At 67.9% G+C, this 25,411-nt stretch carries 27 protein-coding genes and 1 tRNA gene; 10 read left to right on the top strand and 18 right to left on the bottom strand.

Annotated features, from left to right (window positions below; all coding sequences use genetic code 11):
• Nucleotides 1-74: 74 nt before the first annotated feature.
• A complete protein-coding gene (locus EV649_RS16230; protein ID WP_198682525.1) occupies nucleotides 75-1,964 on the top strand; it encodes a TetM/TetW/TetO/TetS family tetracycline resistance ribosomal protection protein in 1,890 nt (629 codons plus the stop codon).
• Here the strand turns inward: EV649_RS16230 and EV649_RS16225 are convergent.
• Complete coding sequence (locus EV649_RS16225; protein WP_198682524.1) at nucleotides 1,948-2,796, bottom strand: fructosamine kinase family protein; 849 nt, start codon at nucleotides 2,794-2,796, stop codon at nucleotides 1,948-1,950. The genes EV649_RS16230 and EV649_RS16225 overlap by 17 nt on opposite strands.
• A 60-nt stretch (nucleotides 2,797-2,856) precedes the next feature.
• On the opposite strand from EV649_RS16225, the gene EV649_RS16220 reads away from it, so the two are divergent.
• Nucleotides 2,857-4,677, top strand: coding sequence for an ABC-F family ATP-binding cassette domain-containing protein (locus EV649_RS16220; protein ID WP_130384276.1), 1,821 nt, complete (start codon nucleotides 2,857-2,859; stop codon nucleotides 4,675-4,677).
• Nucleotides 4,678-5,076: 399 nt separating this feature from the next.
• On the opposite strand, the gene EV649_RS16215 is transcribed toward EV649_RS16220, so the two are convergent.
• On the bottom strand, nucleotides 5,077-5,574 hold the full coding sequence (locus tag EV649_RS16215) for a MarR family transcriptional regulator (protein ID WP_130384275.1): 498 nt from the start codon (nucleotides 5,572-5,574) through the stop codon (nucleotides 5,077-5,079).
• A 98-nt stretch (nucleotides 5,575-5,672) separates the two neighbouring features.
• Between EV649_RS16215 and EV649_RS16210 the strand changes: the two genes are divergently transcribed.
• Nucleotides 5,673-6,458, top strand: coding sequence for a methyltransferase domain-containing protein (locus EV649_RS16210; RefSeq protein WP_130384274.1), 786 nt, complete (start codon nucleotides 5,673-5,675; stop codon nucleotides 6,456-6,458).
• 2 nt (nucleotides 6,459-6,460) lie between these two features.
• The gene (locus EV649_RS16205; protein ID WP_198682523.1) at nucleotides 6,461-6,808 is read left to right on the top strand and encodes a VOC family protein; all 348 of its coding nucleotides are present in this window, start codon (nucleotides 6,461-6,463) and stop codon (nucleotides 6,806-6,808) included.
• A 690-nt stretch (nucleotides 6,809-7,498) separates the two neighbouring features.
• Here the strand turns inward: EV649_RS16205 and EV649_RS16200 are convergent.
• The 6 genes from EV649_RS16200 to EV649_RS16175 all read right to left on the bottom strand — a co-directional run bounded on the left by EV649_RS16200 (nucleotide 7,499) and on the right by EV649_RS16175 (nucleotide 14,457).
• On the bottom strand, nucleotides 7,499-9,958 hold the full coding sequence (locus tag EV649_RS16200; protein ID WP_130384272.1) for an ABC transporter permease: 2,460 nt from the start codon (nucleotides 9,956-9,958) through the stop codon (nucleotides 7,499-7,501).
• Between the two features lies 1 nt (nucleotide 9,959).
• Nucleotides 9,960-10,739, bottom strand: a complete 780-nt coding sequence (locus EV649_RS16195; protein ID WP_130384271.1) for an ABC transporter ATP-binding protein — start codon at nucleotides 10,737-10,739, stop codon at nucleotides 9,960-9,962.
• A gap of 98 nt (nucleotides 10,740-10,837) precedes the next feature.
• Entirely contained in the window at nucleotides 10,838-11,506 is a 669-nt protein-coding gene (locus EV649_RS16190; RefSeq protein WP_130384270.1) for a response regulator transcription factor, read from the bottom strand.
• On the bottom strand, nucleotides 11,506-12,684 hold the full coding sequence (locus EV649_RS16185; RefSeq protein WP_241998262.1) for a sensor histidine kinase: 1,179 nt from the start codon (nucleotides 12,682-12,684) through the stop codon (nucleotides 11,506-11,508). Before EV649_RS16185 ends, EV649_RS16190 begins: the two co-directional genes overlap by 1 nt.
• Nucleotides 12,685-12,758: 74 nt before the next feature.
• Nucleotides 12,759-13,400: a TetR/AcrR family transcriptional regulator gene (locus EV649_RS16180; RefSeq protein ID WP_130384268.1), complete on the bottom strand. Its 642-nt coding sequence runs from the start codon at nucleotides 13,398-13,400 to the stop codon at nucleotides 12,759-12,761.
• Between the two features lie 58 nt (nucleotides 13,401-13,458).
• Nucleotides 13,459-14,457 (bottom strand): acyl-CoA desaturase, encoded by a 999-nt coding sequence (locus EV649_RS16175; RefSeq protein ID WP_130384267.1) that lies wholly within the window; start codon nucleotides 14,455-14,457, stop codon nucleotides 13,459-13,461.
• 122 nt (nucleotides 14,458-14,579) lie between these two features.
• Here EV649_RS16175 and EV649_RS40810 point away from each other — a divergent pair.
• Nucleotides 14,580-14,651: transfer RNA gene (locus EV649_RS40810), tRNA-Gln, on the top strand.
• Here EV649_RS40810 and EV649_RS16170 read toward each other — a convergent pair.
• Together EV649_RS16170 and EV649_RS16165 are read right to left on the bottom strand one after the other, a co-directional pair.
• Complete coding sequence (locus EV649_RS16170; protein WP_130384266.1) at nucleotides 14,652-15,404, bottom strand: MBL fold metallo-hydrolase; 753 nt, start codon at nucleotides 15,402-15,404, stop codon at nucleotides 14,652-14,654.
• A 45-nt stretch (nucleotides 15,405-15,449) separates the two neighbouring features.
• Nucleotides 15,450-15,770 carry a hypothetical protein gene (locus EV649_RS16165; RefSeq protein WP_130384265.1) on the bottom strand — a complete coding sequence of 107 codons (321 nt, stop codon included), beginning with the start codon at nucleotides 15,768-15,770 and terminating at the stop codon, nucleotides 15,450-15,452.
• A 291-nt stretch (nucleotides 15,771-16,061) separates the two neighbouring features.
• Here EV649_RS16165 and EV649_RS16160 point away from each other — a divergent pair, with 291 nt between their 5' ends.
• Both EV649_RS16160 and EV649_RS16155 read left to right on the top strand, forming a co-directional pair.
• Complete coding sequence (locus EV649_RS16160; protein ID WP_130384264.1) at nucleotides 16,062-16,643, top strand: 2'-5' RNA ligase family protein; 582 nt, start codon at nucleotides 16,062-16,064, stop codon at nucleotides 16,641-16,643.
• Between the two features lie 9 nt (nucleotides 16,644-16,652).
• Nucleotides 16,653-17,183, top strand: a complete 531-nt coding sequence (locus tag EV649_RS16155; RefSeq protein WP_130384263.1) for a hypothetical protein — start codon at nucleotides 16,653-16,655, stop codon at nucleotides 17,181-17,183.
• Between the two features lie 7 nt (nucleotides 17,184-17,190).
• Here the strand turns inward: EV649_RS16155 and EV649_RS16150 are convergent, their stop codons facing one another.
• The 7 genes from EV649_RS16150 to EV649_RS16120 form a co-directional block, all read right to left on the bottom strand.
• Nucleotides 17,191-17,628: a GNAT family N-acetyltransferase gene (locus EV649_RS16150; RefSeq protein WP_130384262.1), complete on the bottom strand. Its 438-nt coding sequence runs from the start codon at nucleotides 17,626-17,628 to the stop codon at nucleotides 17,191-17,193.
• A 19-nt stretch (nucleotides 17,629-17,647) separates the two neighbouring features.
• The gene (locus EV649_RS16145; RefSeq protein ID WP_130384261.1) at nucleotides 17,648-18,196 is read right to left on the bottom strand and encodes a GNAT family N-acetyltransferase; all 549 of its coding nucleotides are present in this window, start codon (nucleotides 18,194-18,196) and stop codon (nucleotides 17,648-17,650) included.
• Nucleotides 18,197-18,343: 147 nt separating this feature from the next.
• Nucleotides 18,344-18,784: an NUDIX domain-containing protein gene (locus tag EV649_RS16140; RefSeq protein ID WP_130384260.1), complete on the bottom strand. Its 441-nt coding sequence runs from the start codon at nucleotides 18,782-18,784 to the stop codon at nucleotides 18,344-18,346.
• Nucleotides 18,784-19,734: a pyridoxal-phosphate dependent enzyme gene (locus tag EV649_RS16135; RefSeq protein ID WP_198682522.1), complete on the bottom strand. Its 951-nt coding sequence runs from the start codon at nucleotides 19,732-19,734 to the stop codon at nucleotides 18,784-18,786. The genes EV649_RS16140 and EV649_RS16135 overlap by 1 nt, the downstream gene beginning before the upstream one ends.
• A 137-nt stretch (nucleotides 19,735-19,871) precedes the next feature.
• A complete protein-coding gene (locus EV649_RS16130; RefSeq protein WP_130384258.1) occupies nucleotides 19,872-20,453 on the bottom strand; it encodes an amino acid transporter in 582 nt (193 codons plus the stop codon).
• Nucleotides 20,454-20,631: 178 nt separating this feature from the next.
• Nucleotides 20,632-20,958, bottom strand: a complete 327-nt coding sequence (locus EV649_RS16125) for a hypothetical protein (protein WP_130384257.1) — start codon at nucleotides 20,956-20,958, stop codon at nucleotides 20,632-20,634.
• Nucleotides 20,955-21,797 (bottom strand): alpha/beta hydrolase, encoded by an 843-nt coding sequence (locus EV649_RS16120; protein WP_130384256.1) that lies wholly within the window; start codon nucleotides 21,795-21,797, stop codon nucleotides 20,955-20,957. Before EV649_RS16120 ends, EV649_RS16125 begins: the two co-directional genes overlap by 4 nt.
• Nucleotides 21,798-21,836: 39 nt before the next feature.
• On the opposite strand from EV649_RS16120, the gene EV649_RS16115 reads away from it, so the two are divergent.
• Together EV649_RS16115 and EV649_RS16110 are read left to right on the top strand one after the other, a co-directional pair.
• Nucleotides 21,837-22,307: a hypothetical protein gene (locus EV649_RS16115; RefSeq protein ID WP_130384255.1), complete on the top strand. Its 471-nt coding sequence runs from the start codon at nucleotides 21,837-21,839 to the stop codon at nucleotides 22,305-22,307.
• Between the two features lie 54 nt (nucleotides 22,308-22,361).
• Nucleotides 22,362-23,300, top strand: coding sequence for a phosphotransferase (locus EV649_RS16110; RefSeq protein ID WP_157996253.1), 939 nt, complete (start codon nucleotides 22,362-22,364; stop codon nucleotides 23,298-23,300).
• Here EV649_RS16110 and EV649_RS16105 read toward each other — a convergent pair.
• Nucleotides 23,290-23,625, bottom strand: coding sequence for a VOC family protein (locus tag EV649_RS16105; RefSeq protein ID WP_130384254.1), 336 nt, complete (start codon nucleotides 23,623-23,625; stop codon nucleotides 23,290-23,292). The two genes, EV649_RS16110 and EV649_RS16105, sit on opposite strands and share 11 nt — an antisense overlap.
• 320 nt (nucleotides 23,626-23,945) lie before the next feature.
• On the opposite strand from EV649_RS16105, the gene glmU reads away from it, so the two are divergent.
• Entirely contained in the window at nucleotides 23,946-25,394 is a 1,449-nt protein-coding gene (gene glmU, locus EV649_RS16100) for a bifunctional UDP-N-acetylglucosamine diphosphorylase/glucosamine-1-phosphate N-acetyltransferase GlmU (RefSeq protein WP_130384253.1), read from the top strand.
• The last annotated feature ends 17 nt before the right edge of the window (nucleotides 25,395-25,411 follow it).

The following is a 25,411-nucleotide window of genomic DNA, read 5'->3' as shown; positions in this document are numbered from 1 at the left end:
GCGCCGCGGATCGATCCACCCCATGGGTACTGATCGCTTCGACGCATTCGCGAGGACTCTTGAACTCTCTGACGATGGGCATTGTGGCGCATGTCGACGCCGGTAAGACCAGCCTGACCGAGCGGCTGCTGTACGCCGCCGGCGTCATCGACCGGGTCGGCCGGGTCGACGACGGGAACACGCAAACCGACTCGATGGACCTCGAGCGGAAACGCGGCATCACGATCCGCTCGGCGGTGGTGTCGTTCGCGCTCGGCGACCTGCCGGTCAACCTGATCGACACCCCCGGGCACTCCGACTTCATCGCCGAGGTCGAGCGCGCGCTGTCCGTACTGGACGGCGCGGTGCTGGTGATCTCCGCGGTCGAGGGCGTGCAGCCGCAGACGCGGTTGCTGATGCGCACGCTCGACCGGCTGCGGATCCCGACGCTGCTGTTCGTGAACAAGATCGACCGGGTGGGCGCGCGGTACGACGAGTTGCTCGCCGACATCCGGCGGTTGCTGACGCCGGCCGCCGTACCGATGGAGTCGGTGGCGGATCTCGGTCTGCGTACGGCGTCCGTCGTACCACTGCCGGTGCAACGCGGCGAAGTCGGCGAGATGCTTGCCGAGCGCAATGATTCGTTCCTGGAGCTGTACCTCGAAGGCGCAGAGGCCGACAATGCGGCAGAGCTGCGGCGTCAGGTCGCGAAGGCCGAGATGTATCCGGTGTACTTCGGATCCGCGATGACCGGCGTCGGGATCGCCGAGGTGATCGAGGGGATCCGCACGTGGTTGCCGCGGGCAATCGCCGCGCCGGAGGACGAGCTGCGGGCGCGGGTGTTCAAGGTCGAGCGGGGTGCGGCCGGGCAGAAGATCGCGTCCGCACGGATCGTCAGCGGGACGCTGGCCGCGCGTACGTCGGTCCCGGTGCATCCCGTGGATGGTCCGGCGTACCAGGTGCGGCCGAGCGGGATCGACGTCTTCGGCGACGGCGGCCGGCACGCGGTGGATCGGGCCGAGGCGGGTCAGATCGTGGCGTTGCGGGGACTGAAGAGCATCCGGATCGGCGACCAGCTCGGCCTACGGACGGCGCAGGTCGGTCGGCTGTTCGCGCCGCCGACGCTGGAGACCGTGGTGAGTGCGCGCGACCGGGTGAAGCTGTTCCAGGCGTTGACGCAGCTCGCCGAGCAGGATCCGCTGATCCGGGTCCGGAAGGCCGACGAGATCACCGTGAGCCTGTACGGCGAGGTGCAGAAGGAGGTGATCGCGTCGCTCCTCGAGTCGGAGTACGGCGTCGACGTCACCTTCAGCGAGACGACGCCGATCCATGTCGAGCGGTTGATCGGCACCGGTGCCTCGACCCGCGAGATCACGGAGGGTCCGTGGGCGGCGGGCGTCGGCTTCCGGGTCTCACCGGTTGCCGAGGGCATCGAGTACAACCTGGAGGTGGAGCTCGGCGCGTTGCCGCGGGCGTTCCACACGGCGATCGAGGAGACGGTCCGGCAGACGCTGCACCAAGGGCTGTTCGGGTGGGAGATCCCGGACATCCGGGTGGATCTGACGCACACGGCGTACTGGAGCCCGGTCACCGTGGCCGCCGACTTCCGCCGGTTGGTGCCGCTCGTCCTCCTGCAGGCGGTCGCCGAGGCCGGTACGACGGTCCTGGAGCCGGTGAACTACTTCGAGCTGGACGTTCCGTCTGACACGGTCTCGCGGCTCCTCGCTCACGTCGCCGAACACCGCGGCATCGTCACCCAAACCACGCTCACCGAGACCCAGGCCCACATCGAAGGCACCATCCCGGCCGCCACCACGCACCTCTTCGAGTTGATGCTCCCCACCCTCGGCCGAGGCGAGGCACTCCTCGCTACCAGCTTCGACAGCTACAGCCTCGTCCCAGGTCCAGCCCCCAGCCGAGCCCGCACGGACGGCAACCCCCTCAACGAGAAGCAGTACGTCCTGAACCTCAGTCGAGTTGTTTGAGGATTGTGCTGATCTCGGTGACAGTCTCGGCGCGGTCGGGCCAGTGGGCGGTGATGCAGAGCAGCTCTCGGAGGTGGAGGAGGGGGAGGCGGTCACGCCAACCCGGGGCGAGCGGGTGGAGTTCCTCGTAGGCGTCGAAGAAGGTCTCCGACAGCTGGTTGTAGATGAGGAGAGTCGCCAGCTCGGCCTCGGGCCAGCCGTAGTGGACGGCGGGGTCGATCATGGCCGGGCCGCCGTCCGGGGCCGGGAGGAGGTTTCCGTGCCACAGGTCGCCGTGGAGGAGGGACGGGGGTTGCGGTGGGATCAGCTCGGGGAGCCGGCCGGCGACGCGTTCGAGGCGGCGGCGGTCGGCTTCCGGGAGCTGGTTGTGGCAGTTCGGCTCCTCCAGGTAGCGGAGCAGGCGGTGCTCGGCGAAGAAGGCGTGCCCGTCGCTCGTCCACGGGTTCCGCTGCGGGAGGGTGCCCAGGTAGTTGTCCTGGTGGTACCCGAACTTGTCCGCGGTCTGCTGGTGCTGCAGCGCCAGCGCCCGTCCGGCGTCCTCCCAGTACGTCGGCGACGGTTCCGGCGTACCGAGGTCGGTCAGAACGATGAACGCCGGTGTCACCCGAAGGACCTCTGGTACGGCGAATCCACCGGGTGCACGCAGCGCGTCGAGACCGTCGGCCTCCAACGCGTACAGGTCCGGTGGCAGGTCGTCCTGCGTCTTCACGACCACCGATTCGCCGAGCGTCGTCCGCACGCGGAACGTCTTGCTGGCGTAGCCGCCTTCCAGCGGATCGGCGGCGATCGCGTCGCCGAGGGACAGTCCTTCGAGCCAGGCGGGAGTCAACACCTGGACGATCCTGGCACGATCGGGGGAACCGTGTCCGCGTCAGCTACCCTTGGGCGCGTTATGGCGGTAGCTAACTTGGTCAATCTGGAAGCTGTTTCTAAGGGCTTCGGGACCCGCACACTGCTCGACTCGGTCAGTCTCGGCGTAGGCCGTGGTGAGCGCATCGGCGTGGTCGGGCGTAACGGCGACGGCAAGTCGACGCTCCTGCAGGTCCTGGCCCGGCGTGAGGAGCCCGACAGCGGCCGGATCACCCACAATCGCGACCTACGGCTCGGGTACCTCGGTCAGAGCGACGACCTCGACCCGGACCAGACTGTGCTGCACGCGGTACTCGGCGATGCCGAGACCTACACCTGGGCGGCCGATCCGCGGGCGCGCTCGGTGATGGAGCACCTGCTCGGCGAAGTCGACCACCAGGCGATGGTCGGCAGCCTGAGCGGTGGCGAGCGTCGCCGGGCCTCCCTGGCCAGGCTCCTGCTCACCGAGGTCGATCTGCTGATTCTCGACGAGCCCACCAACCACCTCGACATCGAGGCCGTCAGCTGGCTCGCGGAGCACGTCGTCGACCACGCCGGCGCGCTGATCGTCGTGACCCACGACCGCTGGTTCCTGGACGAGGTCTGCACGGACACGTGGGAGGTGCAGGGCGGCCGCGTCACGTCGTACGACGGCGGGTACGCGGCGTACGTCCTCGCCAAGGCCGAGCGGGCCCGCTCCGCGCAGGTCACCGAGGCCAAGCGGCAGAACCTCCTGCAGAAGGAGCTCGCCTGGCTGCGCCGGGGCGCACCGGCCCGCAGCACCAAGCCGAAGTTCCGGATCGAGGCGGCCAACGCGCTGATCGAGGACGTGCCGCCGCCGCGGGACAAGCTCGCGCTGTCGCAGCTGGCGACCGCGCGGCTCGGCAAGGACGTGTTCGACGTCGAGGACGTCAGCCTGAGCTTCGGCGACCGGAAGATGCTCGACCACGTCACGTTCCGGCTCGGTCCGGCCGACCGGATCGGGCTGCTCGGCCCGAACGGCGCCGGCAAGACCACGTTCCTCAAGGTCCTCACCGGGCAGCTCGCTCCGGACCGCGGCCTGGTCAAGCAGGGCAAGACGGTCCGGATCGCCAACCTGTCGCAGACCCTCGAGGAGATCGACGACACGGTCACGGTCCTCGACCACATCACCGCGATCCGTCGTACGGCGGCCCTCGCCGGGCGAGGCGGTGAGCTGACGTCGTCGCAACTGCTCGAGCGGTTCGGGTTCACCGGCGACAAGCTGACGACGCGGATCTCGGACCTGTCCGGTGGTGAACGGCGCCGCCTGCAGGTGCTGCGCATCCTGCTCGACGAGCCGAACGTGCTGATCCTCGACGAGCCGACCAACGACCTGGACGTCGAGACCCTGACCGTGCTCGAGGATTTCCTGGACAGCTGGCCCGGCGTCGTCGTCACCGTCACCCACGACCGGTACTTCCTGGAGCGGGTCAGCGACATGGTTTACGCGATCATGGGTGACGCCCGGGTCCGGCATCTGCCGCGCGGTGTCGATCAGTATCTCGACGAACTCGAGGCGGGAATTCCGCGGCGGACGGCGTCGAATGCGTTGACGCCGGCATCGGTGGTGTCCACCGATTTGTCAACGGCGGAAAATGGCCAGGTGGTTGAACGTCCGATGGCTGACGCGGCAGCGGCCAGGGCGGCGAAGAAAGAGCTGAACCGGATCGAGCGGCAGCTCGCGAAGATCACCGAGGCGGAGACGAAACTGCACGACCAGCTGGCCGCGAGTGCGAGCGACTACGAACGGCTCTCCGAGCTGGACGCCGAGCTCCGCAAGCTGGCCGACGAGCGCGGTGAGCTGGAAACAGCCTGGTTCGAAGCGGCGGAACGCGCGGAGTAGCAGGGGTTCGAGCCACGGCGCCCCCTCCGATCCCCTGTCATTCGGAGGGGTGCGCCGAGCTCCTGGGTGAGCGGGCCCCGTGCCGGCCGGCGTTGTTCGGGCCCCGAGCCCCGGACACCGCGCGACCGCTTTCGGCGGACCACCTCTTGCCGCCGAAGTCACCGTGTTCTGACATTTTGTAGTCGATCAGCCACCGACGGTGACGACCCTAGTAGTGGGCCCAGCCGGTGTCGATAGTCGTCGGCTACAGCAGTCTCTCGATCTCGTTGCAACTAGCAACGATCGGACCGGGGCGGAAGTGACGGGTCGTCTTTTCGGATAATTCCGGGGTTATTTCGGCCGCGCTTTGTCCGTACGAACAAGGCGCTTTGTCGGCCACGCAAACCGAGTGTTTTTCGGTCAGTGCTTTTCCAGGTCGAACGGGCGGACAAGCTCCCGCAACGCTCGGGCGATCCTCTGCTGGTCGCCGTCGCTGAGGCCGCCGAGCAGCGCGCGCTCATGGCTGAGCAGGTCGGCCATCGCGGCGTCGACCTTGTCCCGGCCTGCGGGCGTCAGTTGGACGAGTACGCCGCGCCGGTCATGCGGATCCGGGAGCCGCTCGACCAGACCGCGTGCGGCCAGCCGGTCGACCCGGTTCGTCATCGTGCCGGACGTGACCAGGGTTTCCTTGAGCAGCTTGCCGGGGGACAGTTGGTACGGCGTACCCGCTCGGCGAAGGGCTGCGAGGACGTCGAACTCCCAGGACTCCAGAGCGTGGGTGCCGAAGGCCTGGCTGCGGGCGCGATCGAGATGCCGCGCCAGCCGGCTGACCCGGGACAGCACCTCCATCGGCGCCACGTCGAGGTCGGGGCGCTCGCGGCGCCACGCCTCGATCAGCCGATCGACCTCGTCCTCCATGCGGTCGAGAGTACCCATCAAGACTCTTGACATCAAGACAAGTCACAGGTCTAGAGTATCTCGACGTCAAGATAAAATGATCTGAGAGGGGCAGTCCGATGCGCACGTCACCGGTGTGGAGTCCAGAGCAGTACGGCACGTACGCCGACGAGCGCGCCCGGCCGTTCCGGGACCTGGTCGAGCGGGTCCGGGCGACCGACGTACTGACCGTGGTCGACCTGGGCTGCGGGCCCGGCGCGTTGACCGCGACTTTGCGTCAGGTCTGGCCGGAGGCCGTGATCCGCGGGGTCGACAGCTCGCCGCAGATGCTCGAGGCGGCCGCGCAGTACGCCGACGACCACCTGAGCTTCGAGCTCGGTGACGTCCGCGAGTGGAGCGTCGAGCCCGGTTCGCTGGATGTGATCGTCACGAACGCGACGCTGCAGTGGGTGCCGGAGCAGCTCGACCTGCTGCCCGGGTTCGTCAGGGCGCTGCGGCCGGGTGGGTGGCTGGCGATCCAGATCCCGGGCAACGGCGATGCTCCGTCGCACGCGATCCTGCGAGAGCTGGCTGCCACCGAGCCGTACGCCGAGTACGCGAAGGACACGTCGTTGCGTCCCGACGTACCTGGTCCGGCCGAGTACGTCGACGCGCTCAGTGCGGAAGGTTGCGTGGTGGATGCGTGGGAGACGACGTACTTCCACCTTCTGTCCGGCGACAACGCCGTACTGGAGTGGGTGAAGGGGACCGGCGCGCGGCCGGTGCTGCAATCGCTGCCGGACGACGTACGGCCGAAGTTCGAGGCGGAGTACGGCGCTCGGCTGGCGGAGGCGTATCCGCAGCGGGACTACGGGACGCTGCTGCCGTTCCGCCGGATCTTCGCGGTTGCGCAGAAGAAAGGATGACGATGCGGCTCGATCATGTGCAGGTGTCGTGTCCACCGGGTGGTGAGGATGTGGCGCGGGCGTTCTACCGCGATGCGCTCGGGATGACCGAGGTGGAGAAGCCGGAGCTGCTGAAGGCGCGCGGCGGGTGCTGGTTCAAGGCCGGGGCGGCGGAGATCCACATCGGCGTGGAGCAGGACTTCACACCGGCGAAGAAGGCTCATCCCGCGTTGGCCGTCGACGACCTGGACGCGTTGGCTTCCCGGTTGGCGGATCTGGGTTTCCCGGTGACCTGGGACAACGAAACGATCCCGGGCCGCCGGCGCTTCCACACCACCGACGGCCACGGAAACCGCATCGAGATCGTCTGACCGTCCAGAGCCCGATCTCCCACAGCCTACGAAACCGCACGACGAGCAGAACACGAGCGGATATCCCTTCGTGTGCAGGGTTCTCTACTGATACACGAGGGGAGAACCCCGTAGGCGAAGGGTTATCCGCTCATGTGACGCAGGTACCGGTGTCCGTCGAGTGGTGGGTTTCGGCGGTACCCGACGGTGAGCTGTCGCGTCAGCCCGCGTGAGCTGTCGCGGGGAAAGACATCGTCGAAATCTTCAACTTTGTTCCCCGCTAACAGGAACCACTGACAGCAGACTGCACCTGCCCGAGCCCTCACCCACGTCCGTCACCTCCCGGCACAGCCACTGGCACGTCGTGCTCCGCCGCCTGACGGGGATGGTGACAGTGGCAGGTAGGAGGGTTTTCCTGCTATAGCGCCAGAAATCCTCCACCGACGTCCTGAACAACTGTCCACCAACCGACCCAGTCGCCGCCAGGTCGGCCAGCCCGAGGCAAGGCAGTGAACGTCGTCCCGGGTCGCCTGCGCCGGGGACGGGCCTGGCGGGTGTGGGGTGACGGGGCGACCGGAACCAGGAGATGGGGAGTGGGGACAGGAGATGGTGAGTGGGAACAGTGCATGTCGGGTGCCAGCCCTCCAGGGCGTGTCTCCAGTCCCCCGGAAGCGGCTCGCCCGGCCCCCTCAAGCCGGGCGAGCCGCTGGCTCATTCGGTCGCCAGTGCGCCGGCCGGTGCGACCTTGGCCGCGCGGCGGGCGGGTAGCACCGAGGCGAGCAGGCCCGCGACCGCGGCGACCGCGCCGATCGCGATCAGCAGGGTCCCGGGTACGGCGTACTCCACGCCGCCCTCGACCGTCTGACCGCCCATCAGCGCGCTCGTCCCGGTCCAGCCGTAGATCAGACCGAGGACGATCCCGAGACCGGCCGCGACCAGTGCCATCAGCAACGACTCGACCGCGAGCATCCGGCGCAACTGACCGCGGGACAGGCCCATCGCCCGGAGCAGCGCGTTCTCCCGCGTCCGCTCCAGCACCGACAGGCTGAGCGTGTTCCCGACGCCGACCAGCGCGATCAGCACCGAGACCCCGAGCAGACCGATACCGACGATCAGCAGTACGTCGAAGATCTTCGTGTAGCTGGTCCGCTCGGCCAATCCGCCTTGCACCGAAAGATCCTTGACGGTCGGGATCGACTGCTCCACGGCGTCGATCACGTCCCCGCCGTCCGCCTTCGGGTCCGACGCCAGCCAGAACCCGGTCACCGGCGAGCTCGGCGCCAGCTTCGCGAGGTCGGCTGAGGTGACCGTGAACGGGTCGAGTCCGTTCCCGCGCTGGGCGGTCAGTGTCAGCTTGTGCTGCCCCGACACGATCGTCACGGGACTGCCGTTCTCGACCTTCAGCATCCGCATCGTCGGGTAGTCGAGCAACGCCGTACCGGGCTTGACCTCCGCGGCCAGCGACGGGTTGTGGATCACTGATCCGGCCGCAGCCGCGTCGATGCCCGTGACCTCGAGCTCCTGACCGCCGGACTTCACCATCAGCTTGCTGATCGGGACAACCTGGGTGATGCCCTTGATGTCGCGGAGCTGCTGCTCGGCGCTCGCCGGCATCTTCTCCTTGTACGTCGTCACCATCAGATCGACCGGGTACTGGCCGTCCATCGATACATCAAACGTTTTCCGTACCGAGGCGATCCCGACGCAGGTGAGGCTGATCAGCGTCACGCCGATGAGCAACGCCGACGTGGTGGCCGCCGTACGCCGGGGGTTGCGGACCGCGTTCGCGACGGCGATCCGGGCGGGTACGCCGCTGCGGGCAGGGAGCGCGCCGATCACGCGGATCAGGGCCGGGACGAGCAGCGCACCGATCGCGAGGATGCCGAGGAACGAGATCGCGCCGCCCGCGACGCCGATCAGTACCTCGTGCTGCTTCGCTCCGACCGCCAGCAGTACGCCGCCACCCGCGAGGAGCAGGAAGCCCAGGACCAACCGCAGTACGCCGGCCTTCGTCGCGGCCGTCGGAGCCGCCTCGGGACGGAGCGCTGCCAGTGGCGCCACCTTGGTTGCCCGCCGAGCGGGTACGACGGCTGCCAGTAGCGTGACCGCGACACCGATGACCAGCGGCAGGAACAGCGACACCAGGTCCAGGTGCAGTGGTACGGGCGGAATGCCCCAGTCGAACTCGCGGGACAGCGCCAGGCCCAGCGCGGAGACTGCGACGCCGAAGACCACACCGATCGCCGACGCGATCACGCCGACCACGCTGGCCTCCGCGAGGACCGAGGAGAACACCTGCCGGCGGGACGCACCGACGCAGCGCAGCAGCGCCATCTCACGGGTGCGCTGGGCGATCACGATCGTGAAGGTGTTGCCGATCACCAGGCAGGCCACGAACAACGCGATCACGGCGAACATCCCGAACACACCGCCGAGGACGTCGATACCGTTGGTCAGACCCTTCACCTCGTGCTCGATGAAGGCCTCGCCGGTGAAGGCGGTCAGTCCGCTCGCCACCACGGCCTGCGCGGCGTCGGCCAGTTGCTGCTGGGTGACGCCGGGCTTCGCAGCCAGTGCGATCCCGCGGGTGAACGCGCCCGGATCGAAGATCTTCACCGCGGCCGGAGTCGCGACCGCGGCGGCGCTTCCGACGTACTTCGAGTCGTCCAGCAGCCCGACGACGGTGACGGTCCACGACTTGTCGTCGTACGACGTGATCCGCAGCGTCTGCCCGACGCCGATCTTGTGCTTGGTCGCGGTGCGGGCCGGGAGGGCGATCTCGTTCGTTGCGGTTGGCAACCGTCCGGACGAGGTGCCGGGGCCGGTGATCTGCGGCGTGCTGTAGAGCGCGTCGATCGGAACCGTGGTCCCGCGGACCAGATCGGGGAACGCGAACTCCATGTACGCCGTCGTCAGCGTGACGACTGCTGCGGCCTGCGGCAGCTTCTGCACCTTGGCGATGTCGGCGGGGGAGATGGTCGCCTGGTCCGGGTAGACGACGGCGTCAACGCCCTTGTACTGCGCGCCGATCGTCTCGTCGACGCCGTGCGACGCGGACGCGTGCACGATCATCGCGAGCGAGCCGAAACCGACCCCGAGCACGATCGCCAGACAGGCGGCGACCAAGCGGCCCATGTGGGCGCGCAGCGAGGAGAGGAGCGAACGTCGCACGTCAGGCCCCCAGCCGGCGCAGCGCGTCGAGAACGCTCTCCGGGGTCGGCTGCCGCAGCTCGCCGGCCAGCTTGCCGTCGGCAAGCATCACGACGCGGTCGGCGTACGACGCCGCCAGCGGGTCGTGCGTCACCATCACCACGGTCTGGCCGAACTCGCGGACCGAGCGGCGCAGGAAGCCCAGCACCTCGGCGCCGGACCGCGAGTCCAGGTTGCCGGTCGGCTCGTCGGCGAACACGACCTCCGGGCGGCCGACCAGGGCCCGCGCCACCGCGACCCGCTGCTGCTGGCCACCGGACAGCTCCGACGGGCGGTGCGTGAGCCGGTCGCCGAGCCCGAGTACCTCGATCAGTGTGCTCAGCCACTCCTGGTCGGGCTTGCGGTTGCCGAGCTCGAGCGGGAGCAGGATGTTGTCGTTGGCCGTCAGCATCGGGAGCAGGTTGAACGACTGGAACACGAAGCCGACCCGGTCCCGGCGGATCTTGGTCAGCTCCGCGTCCGGCAGCCGGGTCAGCTCGGTCTCGCCGAGCAGCACCTGACCCTCGGTCGGGGTGTCGAGCCCGGCCAGGCAGTGCATCAGCGTCGACTTGCCGGACCCCGACGGGCCCATGATCGCGGTGAACTGGCCGACCCCGAAGTCGACCGAGACCCCGTCGAGCGCGGCGACCGCGGTGTCGCCCTGTCCGTACACCTTGCGCAGTTCGTGCGCCCGGATCGCGGTCTGCGGCTCCCCGTCCTGCGGCAACCGCCCGGCCGCAAGCTCCCCGGTCTGCAAGCTCATGTCACTCCTTGGATCAACGTGATGTTGTCCAAGAAGTTAGTGATCCCGCGCCCGGGTTTCGTCGGACCAGGGTGGGGACCGCAGGTCCTACCTGGGTATTACTTGGTGGGTCGGACGAGCCCGGTCTCGTACCCCAGGACGACGAGGGCGACCCGGTCCCGGAGACCGGTCTTGGCCAGGATCCGGCCGATATGCGTCTTGACCGTTGCCTCGGACAACGTGAAGAGCTTGGCGATCTCGGTGTTCGACAGGCCGCGGGCGACCTCGACCAGCACCTCGCGCTCGCGGGCGGTCAGGTCGGCCAGGTCCGGTCGCTCGGTCTGCTCGTCGGGAAGGGAGCCGGCGAAGTGCTCCAGCAGACGTCTCGTCGTACTCGGGGAGACGACGGCGTCCCCGGAGTGCACTTGGCGGATCGCGCTCAGCAGGTCGGCCGGCGGGGTGTTCTTGAGCAGGAAGCCGGCCGCGCCGGCCTTGATCGCGGCGAACGCGTACTCGTCGAGATCGAACGTGGTCAGCACGATCACCCTCGGTGCCTCGGGCAACGACTGCAAGCGGCGGGTGGCCTCGACGCCGTCCAGCCGCGGCATCCGGACGTCCATCAGGACCACGTCGCAGGCGGTCACCTGGATCTTCTCGATCGCCTCGCCGCCGTCGCCCGCCTGGCCGACCACGCGCATGTCGGCCTGCGAGTCCACCAGCATCGTGAAGCCCGCTCTGACGAGTTCCTGATCGTCCACGAGGAACACCCGGATCACGTCGTCGTCCATTACTCTCCAGTCGGCAGGTTGTACGGCAGTCTGGCGATCACCTCGTAACCACCGCCCGCCTTCGGTCCGGCGCTCACCGTACCGCCCGAGACCGAGGCGCGTTGCCGCATCCCGACCAGGCCGTGACCCGGGTCCGAGCTCGGCGCGACGCCGGCGCCGCGGCCGTCGTCGGTGACCACCACGGTCAGCATCTCGCGCCCGAAGTCCAGGCTGACGGAGGTGCGTGCCCCCGGCCCGGCGTGTTTCAGCGTGTTCGTCAGACCCTCCTGCACGATCCGGTACGCCGTCAGTCCGAGCAGCGCCGGGAGGTCGCGGGGTTCCCCGGTCACCTCGTAGCTGACGCTGAGCCCGGCGTCCCGGACGTTCTCGATCAGCTCGGGCAGGCTGGAGACGCCGGGCTGCGGGCGGGGCTGGTTGGGGTCGAGCTCGTTCTGTTCGTCCTGCTTGAGCAATCCGAGCATCTTGCGCATCTCGGTCAGGCTGCCGCGGCCGGTGTCGCCGATCGTGGCGAGGGCCTTCTTCGCCGCCTCGGGGGACTGGTCCGCGGCGTACAGCCCGCCGTCGGCCTGGACGATCATGATCGACAGACCGTGTGCCACCACGTCGTGGATCTCGCGGGCGATCCGGGTCCGCTCGTTGCTCACGGCCAGTTTCGCCTCGCGGTCGCGGTCCCGTTCGAGTTGGGCGGCCCGCTCCTCGAGCTGAGCGACGTACAGGCCGCGGGTACGGCGGCGCTCGCCGAAGGCCCAGACGCCGAAGACGAGCGCGCCGAGCGCGACCATCATCGTGACCTGCTGCTTCCAGTCCGAGTTCGACCAGTACCGCGAGGTCGCCATCAGGACGCCGAGACCGCCGATGCCCAGCGCGATCCGGCTCAGCCGTACGTCGCCGTACACGGAGATGGCGTACAACGCGACGAGCAGGCCGACGTTGCCGGGCATCAGTTCGATGGCGGCGAGCCACTGCAGGGCGGCGACCGAACAGACGACGAAGAAGACCAGTTCGGGGTGGGTGCGGCGCCAGATCAACGGGACGAGCATGCCGAACGCGAGGATGCCGCTCCAGTGCGCCTGGGCCAGCGACAGGAAGCCGAACATCATGCAGAGACCACCGGCCAGGAACAGGTCGAACGCCCTGCTCCGGGCAGGCAGCGGCCGCGCGGTCAACATCCCCGTCATGCTGGCCAGGGTACGGGGCCCGGCCTTGGCGGGGGTCATTCCACGGTCGGATGTCGGCGTACGACCAGAGGCTGTTACTTGTGCGGCCGGGTCGCGAGAACGGGCTTGACCTCGAGCCCCGAGAGGCCGTTCCAGGCGAGGTTGACGAGGTGCGCGGCGACGTCCTGCTTCTTCGGTTTGCGGGCGTCCAGCCACCACTGGCCGGTGAGCGCGACCATGCCGACCAGCATCTGGGCGTACATCGGGGCGTTCTTCGGCTCCAGCCCGCGGCGCTTGAACTCCTCGGCCAGGATGTGCTCGACGCGGGTCGCGACGTCGCTGAGGATCGAGATGAACGAGCCGGTCGACGACCCGACCGGCGAGTCGCGGACCAGGATCCGGAACCCGTCGGAGTTGTTCTCGATGTAGTCGAGCAGCGCGAGCGCCGCCTGCTCGACGAGCTCGTGTGCGCGGCCGGCCGTCAGCGCGCCGGTGACGCCGTCGAGCAACGCCCGTACCTCGCGGTCGACAACAACGGCGTACAGGCCTTCCTTGCCGCCGAAGTGTTCGTAGACGACCGGCTTGGAGACCTCGGAACGGTGTGCGATTTCCTCGACCGAGGTCGCCTCGTAGCCCTTCTGGGCGAACAGCCCGCGGGCGATGGTGATGAGTTGCTCGCGACGTTCGGCACTGGTCATCCGGATCCGGCCGGACCGCCGCGGTTTGGGTTCCGTCACGTCGTGATCACGTCAGCATCATGCCGCACTTCGGGTATTGCCGGTGGGAGTTTTAACGTCAGGCAGCCTTGATCGTACGGGGCGAAGAGTCCACACGTCGGGCCTCCAGCCGCTCCTTGACCGGCCAGCGGACGTCGGATACCCAGCCGAACTGCTCGAAGAACCAGATGCAGCGGGCGGACGTGTCGAGCTGTCCCTTGAGTACGCCGTGCCGCGCGCAGGTGGGGTCGGAGTGGTGCAGGTTGTGCCACGACTCGCCCTGGCTCAGGATCGCCAGCCACCACACGTTGCCGGACTTGTCGCGGCTCTTGAACGGCCGGTCGCCGATCGTGTGGCAGATCGAGTTGATCGACCAGGTGACGTGGTGCAGCAGCGCGATCCGGACCAGGCTGGCCCAGAAGAACGCGGTCAGCGCGCCGGTCCACGACCAGGACCAGAGACCGCCGATGACCGCCGGCGCGAGGAGGCTTACGGCCACCAGCACGGGGAACATCCGGGACACCTTGACGACGTCCTTGTCCTTCAGCAGATCCGGCGCGTACTGCCGCTGCGGGGTCTGCTCCGTGTCGAACAGCCAACCGACGTGCGCGTGGAAGAAGCCCTTGGTGAGCGCGCCCAGCGTGTTGCCGTACTTCCACGGGCTGTGCGGATCGCCGTCGCGGTCGGAGAACTTGTGGTGCTTGCGGTGATCGGCCACCCAGCGGATCACCGGGCCCTCGATCGCCAGCGAGCCGGCGATGGCGAGGGCGTACTTCATCGGGCGGTTCGGCTTGAAGGACTTGTGCGTGAACAGCCGGTGGAAACCGATCGAGATCCCGTGACCGGCGACCGTGTAGAAGACCACCGCGAGTACGACGTCCCGCCAGCCCAGGAACCCGCCCCACGCGATCGGCACCGCCGCCAGCACCGCCAGGAACGGGATGCCGATGAACAGCGCCAGCGCGACCTGCTCCCAGAGCTTCTTCTGCTCGCCGCCGAGCGTTCCGGTGTCTACGTCCTCGTCGACCGGCGCAGTACGGGTAGGCGCATCCGGAGTGGCAACGGCGGGTGGAGTCATATCTGTTAATCCCTCAGCTCAGCGTGTCCTTACCTACGCTACCGTAACCTACGGGACCGTAGGTAGGAACCCCTGAGCGTGTCATCCACCCCACTCATGGCAAACTGTCCCGGCAACCACGATCCCCCGTGGGGTAATCGGCAGCCCGCGAGACTTTGAATCTCGAAGACCAGGATCGAAACCTGGCGGGGGAGCTAACTGGGTCGGGCTTGCTTCAGGTTCGATTGGTGTGGGCCGGCGAGCCAGTCTTGGGACAGGCGGGGGTCGGCTGGGTCTTCTCCTTGGCGTAGGGCATCGATGTACGCGCGGTCGGCGGTTAGGCGGGCTGCTACCTCGGGGCCCTCGGCGACTGCGCCGTGGCCGGGGATGAGGACGTTGACGTCGCGGGCGGCCTCGCTGAGTCGGTCGAGTGCTGTTTCGTAGGCGCACACCTGGTCGGGGCGGCGGGCGTCGAGGAGCGGGATCAGGACGTCGGAGAGCATGTCGCCGGCGATCAGGACGCCACGGTCGGCGAGGAGTACGGCGGCGTGCCCGATGGCGTGCGCCTGATGCTCGACGATCTCGCCCGGTATGGGTCCCCCGTCCGCGGGCAGCGGGCTGAGCAGCCCGATCAGCTCGAGCGGGACGCCCTCCGCGCTCTCCGCCGCCATCGCCTGGGCCCGCTCTCGGACTTCACCGGCAACCGTCGCGCAGCCGAGGGTGGCGTACCGCGGCACGTCGCCGTACCGGGAATGCCAGAGCAGATGGTCCCAGTGCGGGTGAGTCGAGAACCCGGCAACCACCGGAAGCCCCAGCCGATCCACATCATCGGCGAGCTCATTCAGATCGGCCCCGTCGATCCCGGGATCGACCAGGACCAACCCGCCCTCCCCACGCACCACAACGGCATTGCTCCAGACCCACTCGCTCTGCCGCACCCACACCCCATCAGCCACCTGCGTCAACATCCGCTCACTGTGTCAGTTGTCTCCACCCAGCGCGAGATCCGACGTCTACTTGTCCTGGGATGACTGGTGTCGTGCGGGTGGTTGTGGCCGGCGGTGGGCCCAGACGACAGCGGCCGTCCAGGTCAGGAGCGCCAGTACGACGCCGACCGCACCACCGGCTCCCGGTACGTCGAGAAGGCTCCCGATGACGGCGCCCACCGCGCCCATCGTCAGCACCGCCGCCCACAGCAGTGCGAACGCGTCGCCACCCGTACCGAGGTCGCGTAGCCGCTTGTCGAGCGGACGACGGCCGCCCATCAGCAGCACGATCTGCGCGCTGATCACCACCGCGACCACGAGCCCAAGCACCAACGGAACGGTCCCCACGACCCCAGTGTGCAGACCAACGGACTGGCGGGTTGTTTTATCGCTGGCGTGTTGTTGCCCGGCAGCGGTCACATAACCCGGCAGCGGTGGCTAGATTGTGCGGCACGGGGCGGGTGAGGGGGCTGTGGTGCGGGGTGCTCGCGGTCTGGTTGGTGGTTGCGTTGGCTGGGTGGGTGCCGAGTTCGAAGGCATCTACTCGATCCACATCGAACCAGGCGACTTCATCGCCTACTACGAACCGTGGGACGGCCTCGAATACGACACCTGACCGCCGCCGGGCCGGGTATCGGTATGCGGTTCTATGCGTGGCACATCAACACGTTCGAGGACCCGGCACCTCTCCACCGGCTTGTCACGCAGTACCAAGCGGAGCTCTCGACGGTGCCTGGGCTCGACCTGATTCCGCTGGAGTGGTTGCACCTGACCATGCAGGGCGTCGGGTTCGTCGAGGACGTGCCGCCCGCGCGGGTGGATGCGCTGCTCGGCGCGGCTCGTGCGCGACTAAGGGAGTTGGAGCCGGCGAAAGTACGCCTCCACCGCCCCGTCGTCGCGCGCGAGGCGATCCTTCTCCCGTCGGACCCGCTCGAACCCCCGCAGACGATCCGGTACGCCGTACGCGCTGCAATCGCGGACGTTTTCGGCGCAGACGGCGTACCCGAGGGCGCCGAGGGATATCGCCCGCACATCAGCCTTGCGTACGCGAACACGCCGCAGCCCGCCCGCGCTGCCCTAGCTGCGGTGATCCGGGTCGTGCCCGCGCCCGCAGATCTCACCGTCAACGCCGTCTCCCTCATCGAGATGCATCGGGACAACCGCATGTACGAGTGGCGGATCATCGAAGTTGTGCCGCTCGGTCGGCCTGGTGGGCGTTAGCGTGCTGGTGTGGAGCGGGTGTTGTTCGATGACGTGGTTCAGACCGATTACGGGCAGTTCGATCTGGTGTGGGATGGAGAGTTCGGGTTCGACGGGGATGCGGATCGGTTCTTTGCCGGGCAGGTGAATGGGCTGGCGGGGGCCGCGCACGGGGACGGTGTGTACGTGCACTTCGCTCGGCGATCCGGTGGCTCGCCGGTTCGGATCGTGCTGCTTGACGTGGCGCCCGGCGTACCCGAGGAGTCGTGGGAGGACGTTGTCGAGGTGTCGATCGACGTACGGTCGGCAGATGTCGGGTACACGTCTTGGGCCGGTGAGAGCGGCGGCAAGCTCGAGGGGGTGGCGCCGGGGAGTTACCGGTTGCGGGTGAGCGAGCGCGGACGAGACATCGCGCGGGACCGGGAGTTCGCGGACGGCCTGTTCGACGCGTACCTGCTGCAACTGTGGCCTGCCCCGGCAGAGCCTGACGCGATCCTTCGCGTCACCAGCGAAGACGCCCGCTACTTCCACCGTGAATGGGGAAGTCGGCGGCCGGCCTGACCGTGGATCAGGTCAGTGTTTTCTTGAAGAAGACGGCGGAGTCTTCGTAGCCCAGGGCCAGGTAGAACGGTCCTGCTCGGCGGCTGGCGAGGGCGAGGTACGCGGCGCCTGTTGACTCGGCCCATCGCTCGGCGCGTTCCATCAGCAGGCGGCCGATTCCGGACTGCCGCTGGTTTTCGTCGACCATGACCTCCTCGACCCAGGCGACGGGGCCGTTGGCGAGGAAGGTGAGATGGCTGTTGCCGAGGAGGTAGCCGACGATTCCGCCGTCAGCGGTCTCGGCGACCAGCAGCAGAGTGTCGGGTACGTCGACCAGTTGCTTCCAGGTCGCGTCGAACGCGGACCGTTCGGGAGTGAACGACGTGGCGAAGGCCCGCGCGAGCGGCCACACGTGCTCGCCGTCCTCGAGACGAGCTGGACGGATGACGACCGATGGATCAGACACAAACTCATTCTCCTGCAGGTCACAGCTCGTTTTCGAGGCGGATGGGGGAGCGGCGGAAGTCGTCCTGCTGTTGCTGGGCCTTGGGAGTGAGGAGGCGCATCAGGATTGCTTGGCCCGTGGAGGTGCCGTCGGCGATTACTGTTGCCTCGGGCAAGGATGGCCAGCCAGAGGCTTTGGCGTAGAACGACTGGTTGTGCGGTTCGCAGCAGATCAGGCCCAGGTCGGCGTCACCGGACTCGATCCGGCGACAGGCGGCCGCGACCAGTCGCCCGGCCCATCCTTCAGTGCGGAACTGCGGGAAGGTCAGGACGCTGGTCGGAGCGGCGACCTTGTACGTCGTGCCTTCGTGGGTCAGGTTGACGTGGACGATCTCGAGGTGGCTGACGACCAGGTCACCGGCGACGTACAGCAGATGCTGCGGTTCGTACGCCGGGTTGGTGATCCAGTCGCGATACCTGAGGTCCCCGGTGAATCCTTCCGGCCAGACGATCCGCAGGAATGACAGGACCTGGGCCTTCAGCAACGGAGGCAAGTCCCCGGGCCCGTACTCGACGTACCGCACATCCATGACACCGAGTCTCGTTCGGATCCGCCGGACTAGCGAGCGGATATCCGGCTCTCCTGCCCGATGTGCGGGTGGTGATCAGCCCGATCCCGGGTCGCGCGACGGGTAGTCGTGGGGTCGCCGGATCAGCCCAACCCATCCCCACATCCATCACAAGAGCCGGATATCCCCCTGGGTGAGCAAGTCGCTGAGTTGTGGTGGGAAGACTGTTTCGGTGGTCTTGGTCAGCTCCTGCGCGGTCCACCAACGGAAGCCGAGGATCGTGGTGGTTTCGTACTCGCTCAGCTGTGCCGGTGCCGGCGTGAAGTGTTCGACGCGGTGCAGGAGCCATTCCTCGTGTACGTCGACCGTCTCGCCGTTGAACTCGTAGGTGTGATCCCGGGTCCACACGTGGGTCCCCGTCGGCAGATCGCGTAGACCGGTCTCCTCGTACGCCTCGCGCGCAGCGGCGGCCTGCAGGGACTCGTCCCCTTCGATACCGCCGCCGACTGGATACCAGCACTCGGCTTGGGTCTTCGGATCCTTTGCGTGGATGAGGAGTACGCGGTCGTCCTCATCCAGCAGCAGGAGTTTCACCGCAAGCCTCGCCATCAGAGGCCGACCCAGCGCCGGTACTTGTCCTGGTCGACGTTGCTGCCGCACACGATCGTGAAGACCTGCCGTCCGGCGAACCGGTCGCGGTCTTCGAGGATCGCGGCGATGCCGAGCGCGGCCGATGGTTCGACGACGAGACCGGCGTGGTCGAGCAGCATGCGCAGGCCGGTGACGATCGAGGATTCCTGGACGAGTACGGCGTCGTCGGTAACGACGAGGAGGTCGTCGAGGACCTCCCGGATGGGGATGCGACCGGCGACGCCGTCGGCGATCGTGTTGGTCGCGTCGGTGGTGACGACGCGGCGCTGATGCCAGGAGCGCGTCAACGCCGGTGCGCCGAGCGGCTGAACGCAGATCACCTCGACCGCGGGCGCGAGCGTCTTCAGCACGTATCCCACCCCTGTCGCCAGTGCACCGCCGCCGAGCGCGATGAGGACCGCGGGGCGATCGCTCGACTGGTCGATCCGCGGCACCAGTTCGAGTCCGATGGTTGCCGCGCCCTCGCATGTCTCGAGGTCCAGGCTGTCCTCGAGCAGCCGAATCCCGTCGTACTGCGCGATTGCGGCAGCCCGTTCGCGGGCGAGTTCGTGGTCGCCGTCGACGAGCTCGAGCTTGGCGCCGAGTGCGCGGATCCGGTCGAGCTTGGTCGCGGTGGCGAACCGCGAGGCAACGACTGTGACGTCGAGGCCGCGATCGCGACTGGACCAGGCGAGGGCCTGGCCGAGGTTGCCCGCGCTCGCGCACACCACGGCTTTCGAGTCGCTGCGAGCGAGTTGACTGGCGACGACCTCGGTGCCTCGGCCTTTGAAGCTGCGGACCGGGTTCGCCGTCTCGAGCTTGATGCTGATCGCACAGCCGAGCAGCGGTTCCAACGCTTCGCAGCGATACAACGGACTGTCGAGAAACACCGGATCGATGACCTCGTACGCCGCCCGAATCCGATCCATGTCGAGCCGCGTCCCCTGCACAACACCGGATCCTACGCAATCGTCCGACGTGGGGGCTGGGAACACCCAATGAGGTCTGGGCACAGGCAATACCTTGTTCACCGCCCCCAGCGGGTGTCCCCAGTGCCCCGCTGGCGTCAGGTCAAGGCGGGGAGCCAAGGGTGGTCGGGGTAGCGCGGGGCGATGCGGGCGTGCAGCCACGCGCGGCGGGCTGGATCGAGGTCGGCGGCGACGTCGTTGAAGTCCTCGGTGTCCTTCGGGCGGTCGCTGCGGGACTTGAACAGGAGCACGAGCTCCGGGGCGAGGTACGGGAGGCCGTCGGCGGTCATGAGCGTGATCTCGTCGAGCGGTTTGCGGAGAGTGCCGCGGCCCCGGTGATAGACCCAGTCGTCGCCGTCGGATGCCGCGAGGATGATGCGGACCGGGGCTGGGAGCAGGTCGTCGGGGAAGGCCAGTACGTCGGGACCTGGCGTCAACGTCTCGCCTGGTTCCCAGGGGCGTTGGTCGCCGGTGTTCGGGTTCTCGACCGTCGGCGGCGGGTCGGTGAACGTGGCGGCGACCAGGTCGAGGTCGCGGGCCAGGACGAGTACGTCGACGTCGGTGTGCGGTCGCCGTACCCGATCGGCGAACAGGTCGAGCGCCCACCCGCCGGCGATCCAGTAGCGGCCGGGGTAGTCGGCGAACAACGCCCGTACAGCGTTCAATACTTCGAGATGCATCTGGGGCTCCCTCGCATGAGGTCGGATGCGGTGGCCCCGGTGAGAGTCAGAGCCGCCAGAAGATCCGAGGCGGCACCGCGCAGGAAACGCGCACAGCAACCACCTCCTCCTCGCCCTGACACTCGGAGGGAACGCTACATGCAGTCGTCGCTGCCAGGCACGCGAGTTTCGTGCAGGCTCACTCCTCGGCCACGGTGATGTCGGAGAGGAGATCGATGATTGTTTCGATTCTGGCAGCGAGGATCTCGTCGAGGTCGCCTTCGACGCGGATGCCGACGGGGTCGTCGCCGCTGTTGTGCGCCAGGTGCACGGTGAGGGTCTGGTCGCCGATGATCGGGTAGTCGTACCAATGCTCCGGCGGATCCCAGCTCGTCTGGGGCAGTGCAGTTTCCATTGCCTCCCAGTCCCAGTCGTCGAACGCGTAGCCGACGGACCAGGAGATGTGCTTCAGGGCGGTGCGGAGGTTGGCCGACCAGACCCATCCTGAGACTTTGGCGACTGTCATCTGACCAGTGTGTCGGGATGTGGCGTGTCCAGGAATTCTCGGATGTGTTGGGCCCAGACTTCGGGTTGTTCGAAGTGGCACATGTGGGCGGTGTTGGGGATGACGGCTAGCTGGCTGGGGACGGCTTCGTGGAGGCGGTGGGCCAGTTGGACGGGGAAGCCCATGTCCTTCTCGCCGTGCAGGATGAGGATGGGTTTCGCGAAGTCACGGAGGATCTGGTCGGGATCGGCGGTGATCCAGGGATGCATCAGGCCGTTGATCGCGCGTTCCTCGGACCAGTCGCCGAGGTCGGTGTCCAGGGATTCGAGCAGTTGCAGGTACGCCGGTGCGCGGGCGAGGTCCCACACGAAGATGGTCGAGTTGCGCAGGGCACCGTTCGCCTCGTCCTCGACCCGCTGGCGGCGCTGGTATTCGTCCCAGTCCGCGAGGTAGACCGCACCCTCCGCTAACGAGTACGCCGACGTCGACGCGAGCACCAACCGCCGTACCTGCTCCGGATACTGGTGCACGAACTCCATCGCCGCCCGCCCGCCCGTCGAGAACCCGACCAGGTCGACCGCCCCGAGCCCGAGTCTCTCGATCAGCCGATGCGTGTCCTGTACGACGTACTCCGGCTGCAGGTCGTCGTCAGGCAACCCCCGACTGCTCCGCCCGCACCCGCGGAAGTCGAACAGCACCACGTGGTGATCCCGGGCCAACGGCTCGAACCCAGGCACCAGGTACCCGTGCCCGACATCCGGCCCGCCGTGTATCACCACCACAGAAGGCCGATCACTCCGCCGCCCGAGCTCCCGGACGAACAGCGTGACGTCTCCGACATCCACCAGCGAATCACCCATGCCGCAAGGATTCCAGGTCCTTCCGACAATACTGATGCGATGACGGAACTGGAGAAGGCGACCTGGACGGCGGCTGACTTCGAGGTGATGGGCTGGCACGACTGCCGCGTGCACGCGGTGAGCATCGGCGTACGTGAGGACGGGTTTCCCTGGCAGCGCGTACTGCTCGATCTCGACTACATCGTCCGGTGGGTCGACCCGGCGTTCGCGCGGCGGCACTTCACCTTCTGGATCGCCCCGGCGACGCTGGTGTTCGACGAGGCGTGGGACGTCTCGGGCGGGCTCGAGCCGATGAACGACCTGCTCGAGATCGCCGACCTGCACCGGCTCGACCCACCCGACGACCGCCCGGACCCGCTGTGGCACATCGAGGGCCACAACTTCGACCTCCGCCTCCGGGCTCCTGGCTTCACGCAGTACGTCCGCACCCCACCCGTCCACAGCAAGTCCCAGTACCTGACCCACCCCGAACGCGGCGGCCTCAGCTTCACCGAACGCTCGTACGACTGAGCCCGGCCAAAATCGACAGACACCTTGTGTGGAGTGCGGCTAGGGTCTCTCGGCATGTCGTTGTCGGACGCTTTTCTGCAGGAACAGCTTCACGGTCTGGGGTACCGGGAGGTGGCGCAGGTTGCGATCGGGATGCAGGGGGCGGTGTTTCGGCTCGGTGGGGAGAAGGTCGCGAAGATCTGGTTCCACGCGGGCGAGAGTGAGCTGCGAACGCTGGGGGAGTTGTACGCCGCGCTCGACGGCCGTCTGCCCTATCGCACGCCGCGCTTGCTGGACCTGCACCGCCCAGGGCCCTACTGGGTGACGATCGAGGAAGAGCTGCCCGGAGTCCCGCTGCACACCGTGGCGCCGCAGTTCGGCGATGCGGGCTGGGAGCGGATGCGGGACTGCGTCGTCGAGGTGGTCGAGGCCGTCGCGCAGGTCGAGGCGCCGGCCGTCCTTCGCCGTACGACGGTGCTCGACGAACCGGATCCGTTCCGGTCGGAGGGCGTTTCGTGGATCGACGCGCTGTCGGGTCTCGTCCGTCGACGGGTGGCGCGCTTCGGCGATCAACTGAGCCCGGTGATCGACAACTTCGAGACGAAGGTCGAGAACCTCTTCGTGCTGCTGTCCGACCTCAAGGAACCGGAGACGCGCCTGGTCCACGGGGACGTCACGGCCGGCAACATCCTCGTAGACGAGGACCTCCGCCCCGTAACGCTCCTCGACTTCGGTCTCTTGACCATGCCCGGCGACCCGGTCTTCGAAGCAGCCGCCACCGCAACCGTCATCGACCTCTGGTCACCCCGGGCACGCGAGGTCGAAGCAGCCTTCGACACAGAGTTCGCCGCCCGCCTCGGCTACGACCCCGACCACCTCCTCACCTACCGCTGCGCCTACTCCCTGATCATCGCCAACGCCCACGACCAAGACCCCTACAACCGCGACACCCACGTCCCCCTCACCGCAAACCTCTTCAACAGCGCACAGGTCGCCGTGCTGCTCAGCCGATGATGCAGAAGATTGTGCCGTCGGGGGCTTTCAGGACTACGAAGTCGGCGTTGGGTGGGTAGGTCCAGTCTTTTACGCGTTCTGCGCCGAGGGTGATGAGGCGGTCTACTTCGGCTTCCAGGGTTGAGGTTTCTTTGTCTACCCAGAGGTCCAGGTGGGTGCGGTCGGTGCTGTCCAGGTGGACTCTGGTGGCCGGGGTACCGGGTGGTGGAGCGAGGAAATCTCCGTTGTGCGGGTCGGGGGTGAGGTCGAGGGCCTGGCGCCAGAACTCGGCGGCAGGGCCGGTGTCCGGGACGTTCAGGATGACTGCTCCGAGTGTGAGGGCCATGCCTTCCAGGTTTGCAGAAAACCGGATGTAACGCGTCGCAGACGACGGCGGGGTGTGGCTGGGGATTCCTGCTGGACAATCCAGGTGCGCTGGGTTCCCCACCCCTGCGCCCGGACCCGGTTTCGGGAGTCCCACTCCGCCCGATGATCACTGAGAGTCACCGGTCGGGTCGACGGCTGTTCCTGTGGGGGTGACATCGGTCTCGCCGTCCCCGTGCGAGCGGGTATCCGGGAAGCAAGTAGGCTTGCGCGGGCGCTGTTTCGGGTGCCCATGCTGATACTTGTCGAAAGAACTCGCAGGGAACTCGAGGAGAAGACCGCGTGACTTCCCATCGCCCCGCGGCGGTTGTCATCATGGCCGCCGGTCTGGGCACCCGGATGAAATCGGCGACCCCGAAGGTGTTGCACGAGATCGGCGGGCGCAGTCTCGTCGGGCATGCCGTGCTGACCGCCCGGGCGCTCAGCCCCGAACACCTCGTGGTCGTGGTCGGCAACGGCCGCGAACTGGTCGAGGAGCATCTCAAGGTCGTCGACCCGGAGGCCCGCACCGCCGTCCAGGAGCAGCAGCTGGGCACCGGCGACGCGGTCCGCGCCGGGCTGACCGCCGTACCGGCCGACTTCGACGGCTCGGTGATCGTCACCTCCGGCGACGTCCCGCTGCTCGAGGCGGAGACGCTCCACGACCTGATCGCCGAGCACGACAAGCACGGCAACGCGGTCACCGTCCTGACCGCGCGGGTCCCCGACCCGACCGGGTACGGGCGGATCGTGCAGGGCGCGGACGGCACTGTCGCCGCGATCGTCGAGCACAAGGACGCCACCGCGGAGCAGCGGGCGATCGACGAGATCAACGCCGGGATCTACGTCTTCGACGCGGCCACCCTGCGGGACGGTCTCAGCCGGCTCACCACCGACAACGCCCAGGGCGAGCTCTACCTGACCGACGTGATCGCCATCGCCCGGACCGACGGCAAGCGGGTCGGTTCGCACGTCACCGGCGACGAGATGCAGACCGAGGGCGTCAACGACCGGCTCCAGCTCGCCACGCTCCGCGCCGAGCTGAACCGCCGTACCCTCACCCGCCTGATGCGCGAGGGCGTCACGATCGTCGACCCGAACACGACCTGGGTCGACCAGACCGTCCAGCTCGCCCGCGACGTCACCCTGCTTCCGAACACCCAGTTGCACGGCGCCACCACGGTCGGCAGCGGTACGACGATCGGCCCGGACACCACCCTGACGGACCTGGAGATCGGCGAGAACGCGACGATCATCCGCACCCACGGGACGCTGGCGGTGATCGGCGACGGCGCGTCGGTCGGCCCGTTCGCGTACCTGCGCCCGGGCACCAGGCTCGGCGTGAAGGGCAAGATCGGCACCTTCGTGGAGACCAAGAACTCCACCATCGGCGACGGCGCCAAGGTCCCGCACCTGACGTACGCCGGCGACGCGACGATCGGCGAGGGCGCGAACATCGGCGCCGGCACGATCTTCGCGAACTACGACGGTGTCGCGAAGCACCCGACGCACGTCGGCAAGCACTCGTTCATCGGCAGTAACTCGGTGATCGTCGCTCCGCGGACGATCGCGGACGGCGCCTACCTGGCCGCCGGTACGGCGCTCACCGAGGACGTCGGCCCGGGCGAGATCGCGGTCGCACGCGGCCGGCAACGCAACATCAAGGGCTGGGTCGCCCGCAAGCGTCCCGGTACCAAGACCGCCGCGGCGGCCGAGGCGGCACTCGCCGACCAGCCGGACGAGCAGGCCTGAGCGGTACAGAATCAACG

Origin of the sequence: Kribbella sp. VKM Ac-2569 (assembly GCF_004216905.1) — a bacterium.
Classification (GTDB): Bacteria; Actinomycetota; Actinomycetes; order Propionibacteriales; family Kribbellaceae; genus Kribbella.
The sequence above is the reverse complement of the archived record's forward strand: the minus strand, read 5'-3'. Positions and strand labels throughout refer to the sequence as shown.

What these genes read in the sequence shown, in the direction of transcription:
- EV649_RS16195 (WP_130384271.1), bottom strand. Translation starts at nt 10,739, where the DNA reads ATGAGCTTGCAGACCGGGGAGCTTGCGGCCGGGCGGTTGCCGCAGGAC.
- EV649_RS16135 (WP_198682522.1), bottom strand. Translation starts at nt 19,734, where the DNA reads ATGGATCGGATTCGGGCGGCGTACGAGGTCATCGATCCGGTGTTTCTC.
- EV649_RS16230 (WP_198682525.1), top strand. Translation starts at nt 75, where the DNA reads ATGGGCATTGTGGCGCATGTCGACGCCGGTAAGACCAGCCTGACCGAG.
- EV649_RS16120 (WP_130384256.1), bottom strand. Translation starts at nt 21,797, where the DNA reads ATGGGTGATTCGCTGGTGGATGTCGGAGACGTCACGCTGTTCGTCCGG.
- EV649_RS16110 (WP_157996253.1), top strand. Translation starts at nt 22,362, where the DNA reads ATGTCGTTGTCGGACGCTTTTCTGCAGGAACAGCTTCACGGTCTGGGG.
- EV649_RS16220 (WP_130384276.1), top strand. Translation starts at nt 2,857, where the DNA reads ATGGCGGTAGCTAACTTGGTCAATCTGGAAGCTGTTTCTAAGGGCTTC.
- EV649_RS16205 (WP_198682523.1), top strand. Translation starts at nt 6,461, where the DNA reads ATGCGGCTCGATCATGTGCAGGTGTCGTGTCCACCGGGTGGTGAGGAT.
- EV649_RS16190 (WP_130384270.1), bottom strand. Translation starts at nt 11,506, where the DNA reads ATGGACGACGACGTGATCCGGGTGTTCCTCGTGGACGATCAGGAACTC.
- EV649_RS16140 (WP_130384260.1), bottom strand. Translation starts at nt 18,784, where the DNA reads ATGGCGAGGCTTGCGGTGAAACTCCTGCTGCTGGATGAGGACGACCGC.
- EV649_RS16145 (WP_130384261.1), bottom strand. Translation starts at nt 18,196, where the DNA reads ATGGATGTGCGGTACGTCGAGTACGGGCCCGGGGACTTGCCTCCGTTG.
- EV649_RS16130 (WP_130384258.1), bottom strand. Translation starts at nt 20,453, where the DNA reads ATGCATCTCGAAGTATTGAACGCTGTACGGGCGTTGTTCGCCGACTAC.
- EV649_RS16105 (WP_130384254.1), bottom strand. Translation starts at nt 23,625, where the DNA reads ATGGCCCTCACACTCGGAGCAGTCATCCTGAACGTCCCGGACACCGGC.
- EV649_RS16170 (WP_130384266.1), bottom strand. Translation starts at nt 15,404, where the DNA reads ATGTTGACGCAGGTGGCTGATGGGGTGTGGGTGCGGCAGAGCGAGTGG.
- EV649_RS16125 (WP_130384257.1), bottom strand. Translation starts at nt 20,958, where the DNA reads ATGACAGTCGCCAAAGTCTCAGGATGGGTCTGGTCGGCCAACCTCCGC.
- EV649_RS16115 (WP_130384255.1), top strand. Translation starts at nt 21,837, where the DNA reads ATGACGGAACTGGAGAAGGCGACCTGGACGGCGGCTGACTTCGAGGTG.
- EV649_RS16215 (WP_130384275.1), bottom strand. Translation starts at nt 5,574, where the DNA reads ATGGAGGACGAGGTCGATCGGCTGATCGAGGCGTGGCGCCGCGAGCGC.
- EV649_RS16185 (WP_241998262.1), bottom strand. Translation starts at nt 12,684, where the DNA reads ATGACGGGGATGTTGACCGCGCGGCCGCTGCCTGCCCGGAGCAGGGCG.
- EV649_RS16175 (WP_130384267.1), bottom strand. Translation starts at nt 14,457, where the DNA reads ATGACTCCACCCGCCGTTGCCACTCCGGATGCGCCTACCCGTACTGCG.
- EV649_RS16210 (WP_130384274.1), top strand. Translation starts at nt 5,673, where the DNA reads ATGCGCACGTCACCGGTGTGGAGTCCAGAGCAGTACGGCACGTACGCC.
- EV649_RS16160 (WP_130384264.1), top strand. Translation starts at nt 16,062, where the DNA reads ATGCGGTTCTATGCGTGGCACATCAACACGTTCGAGGACCCGGCACCT.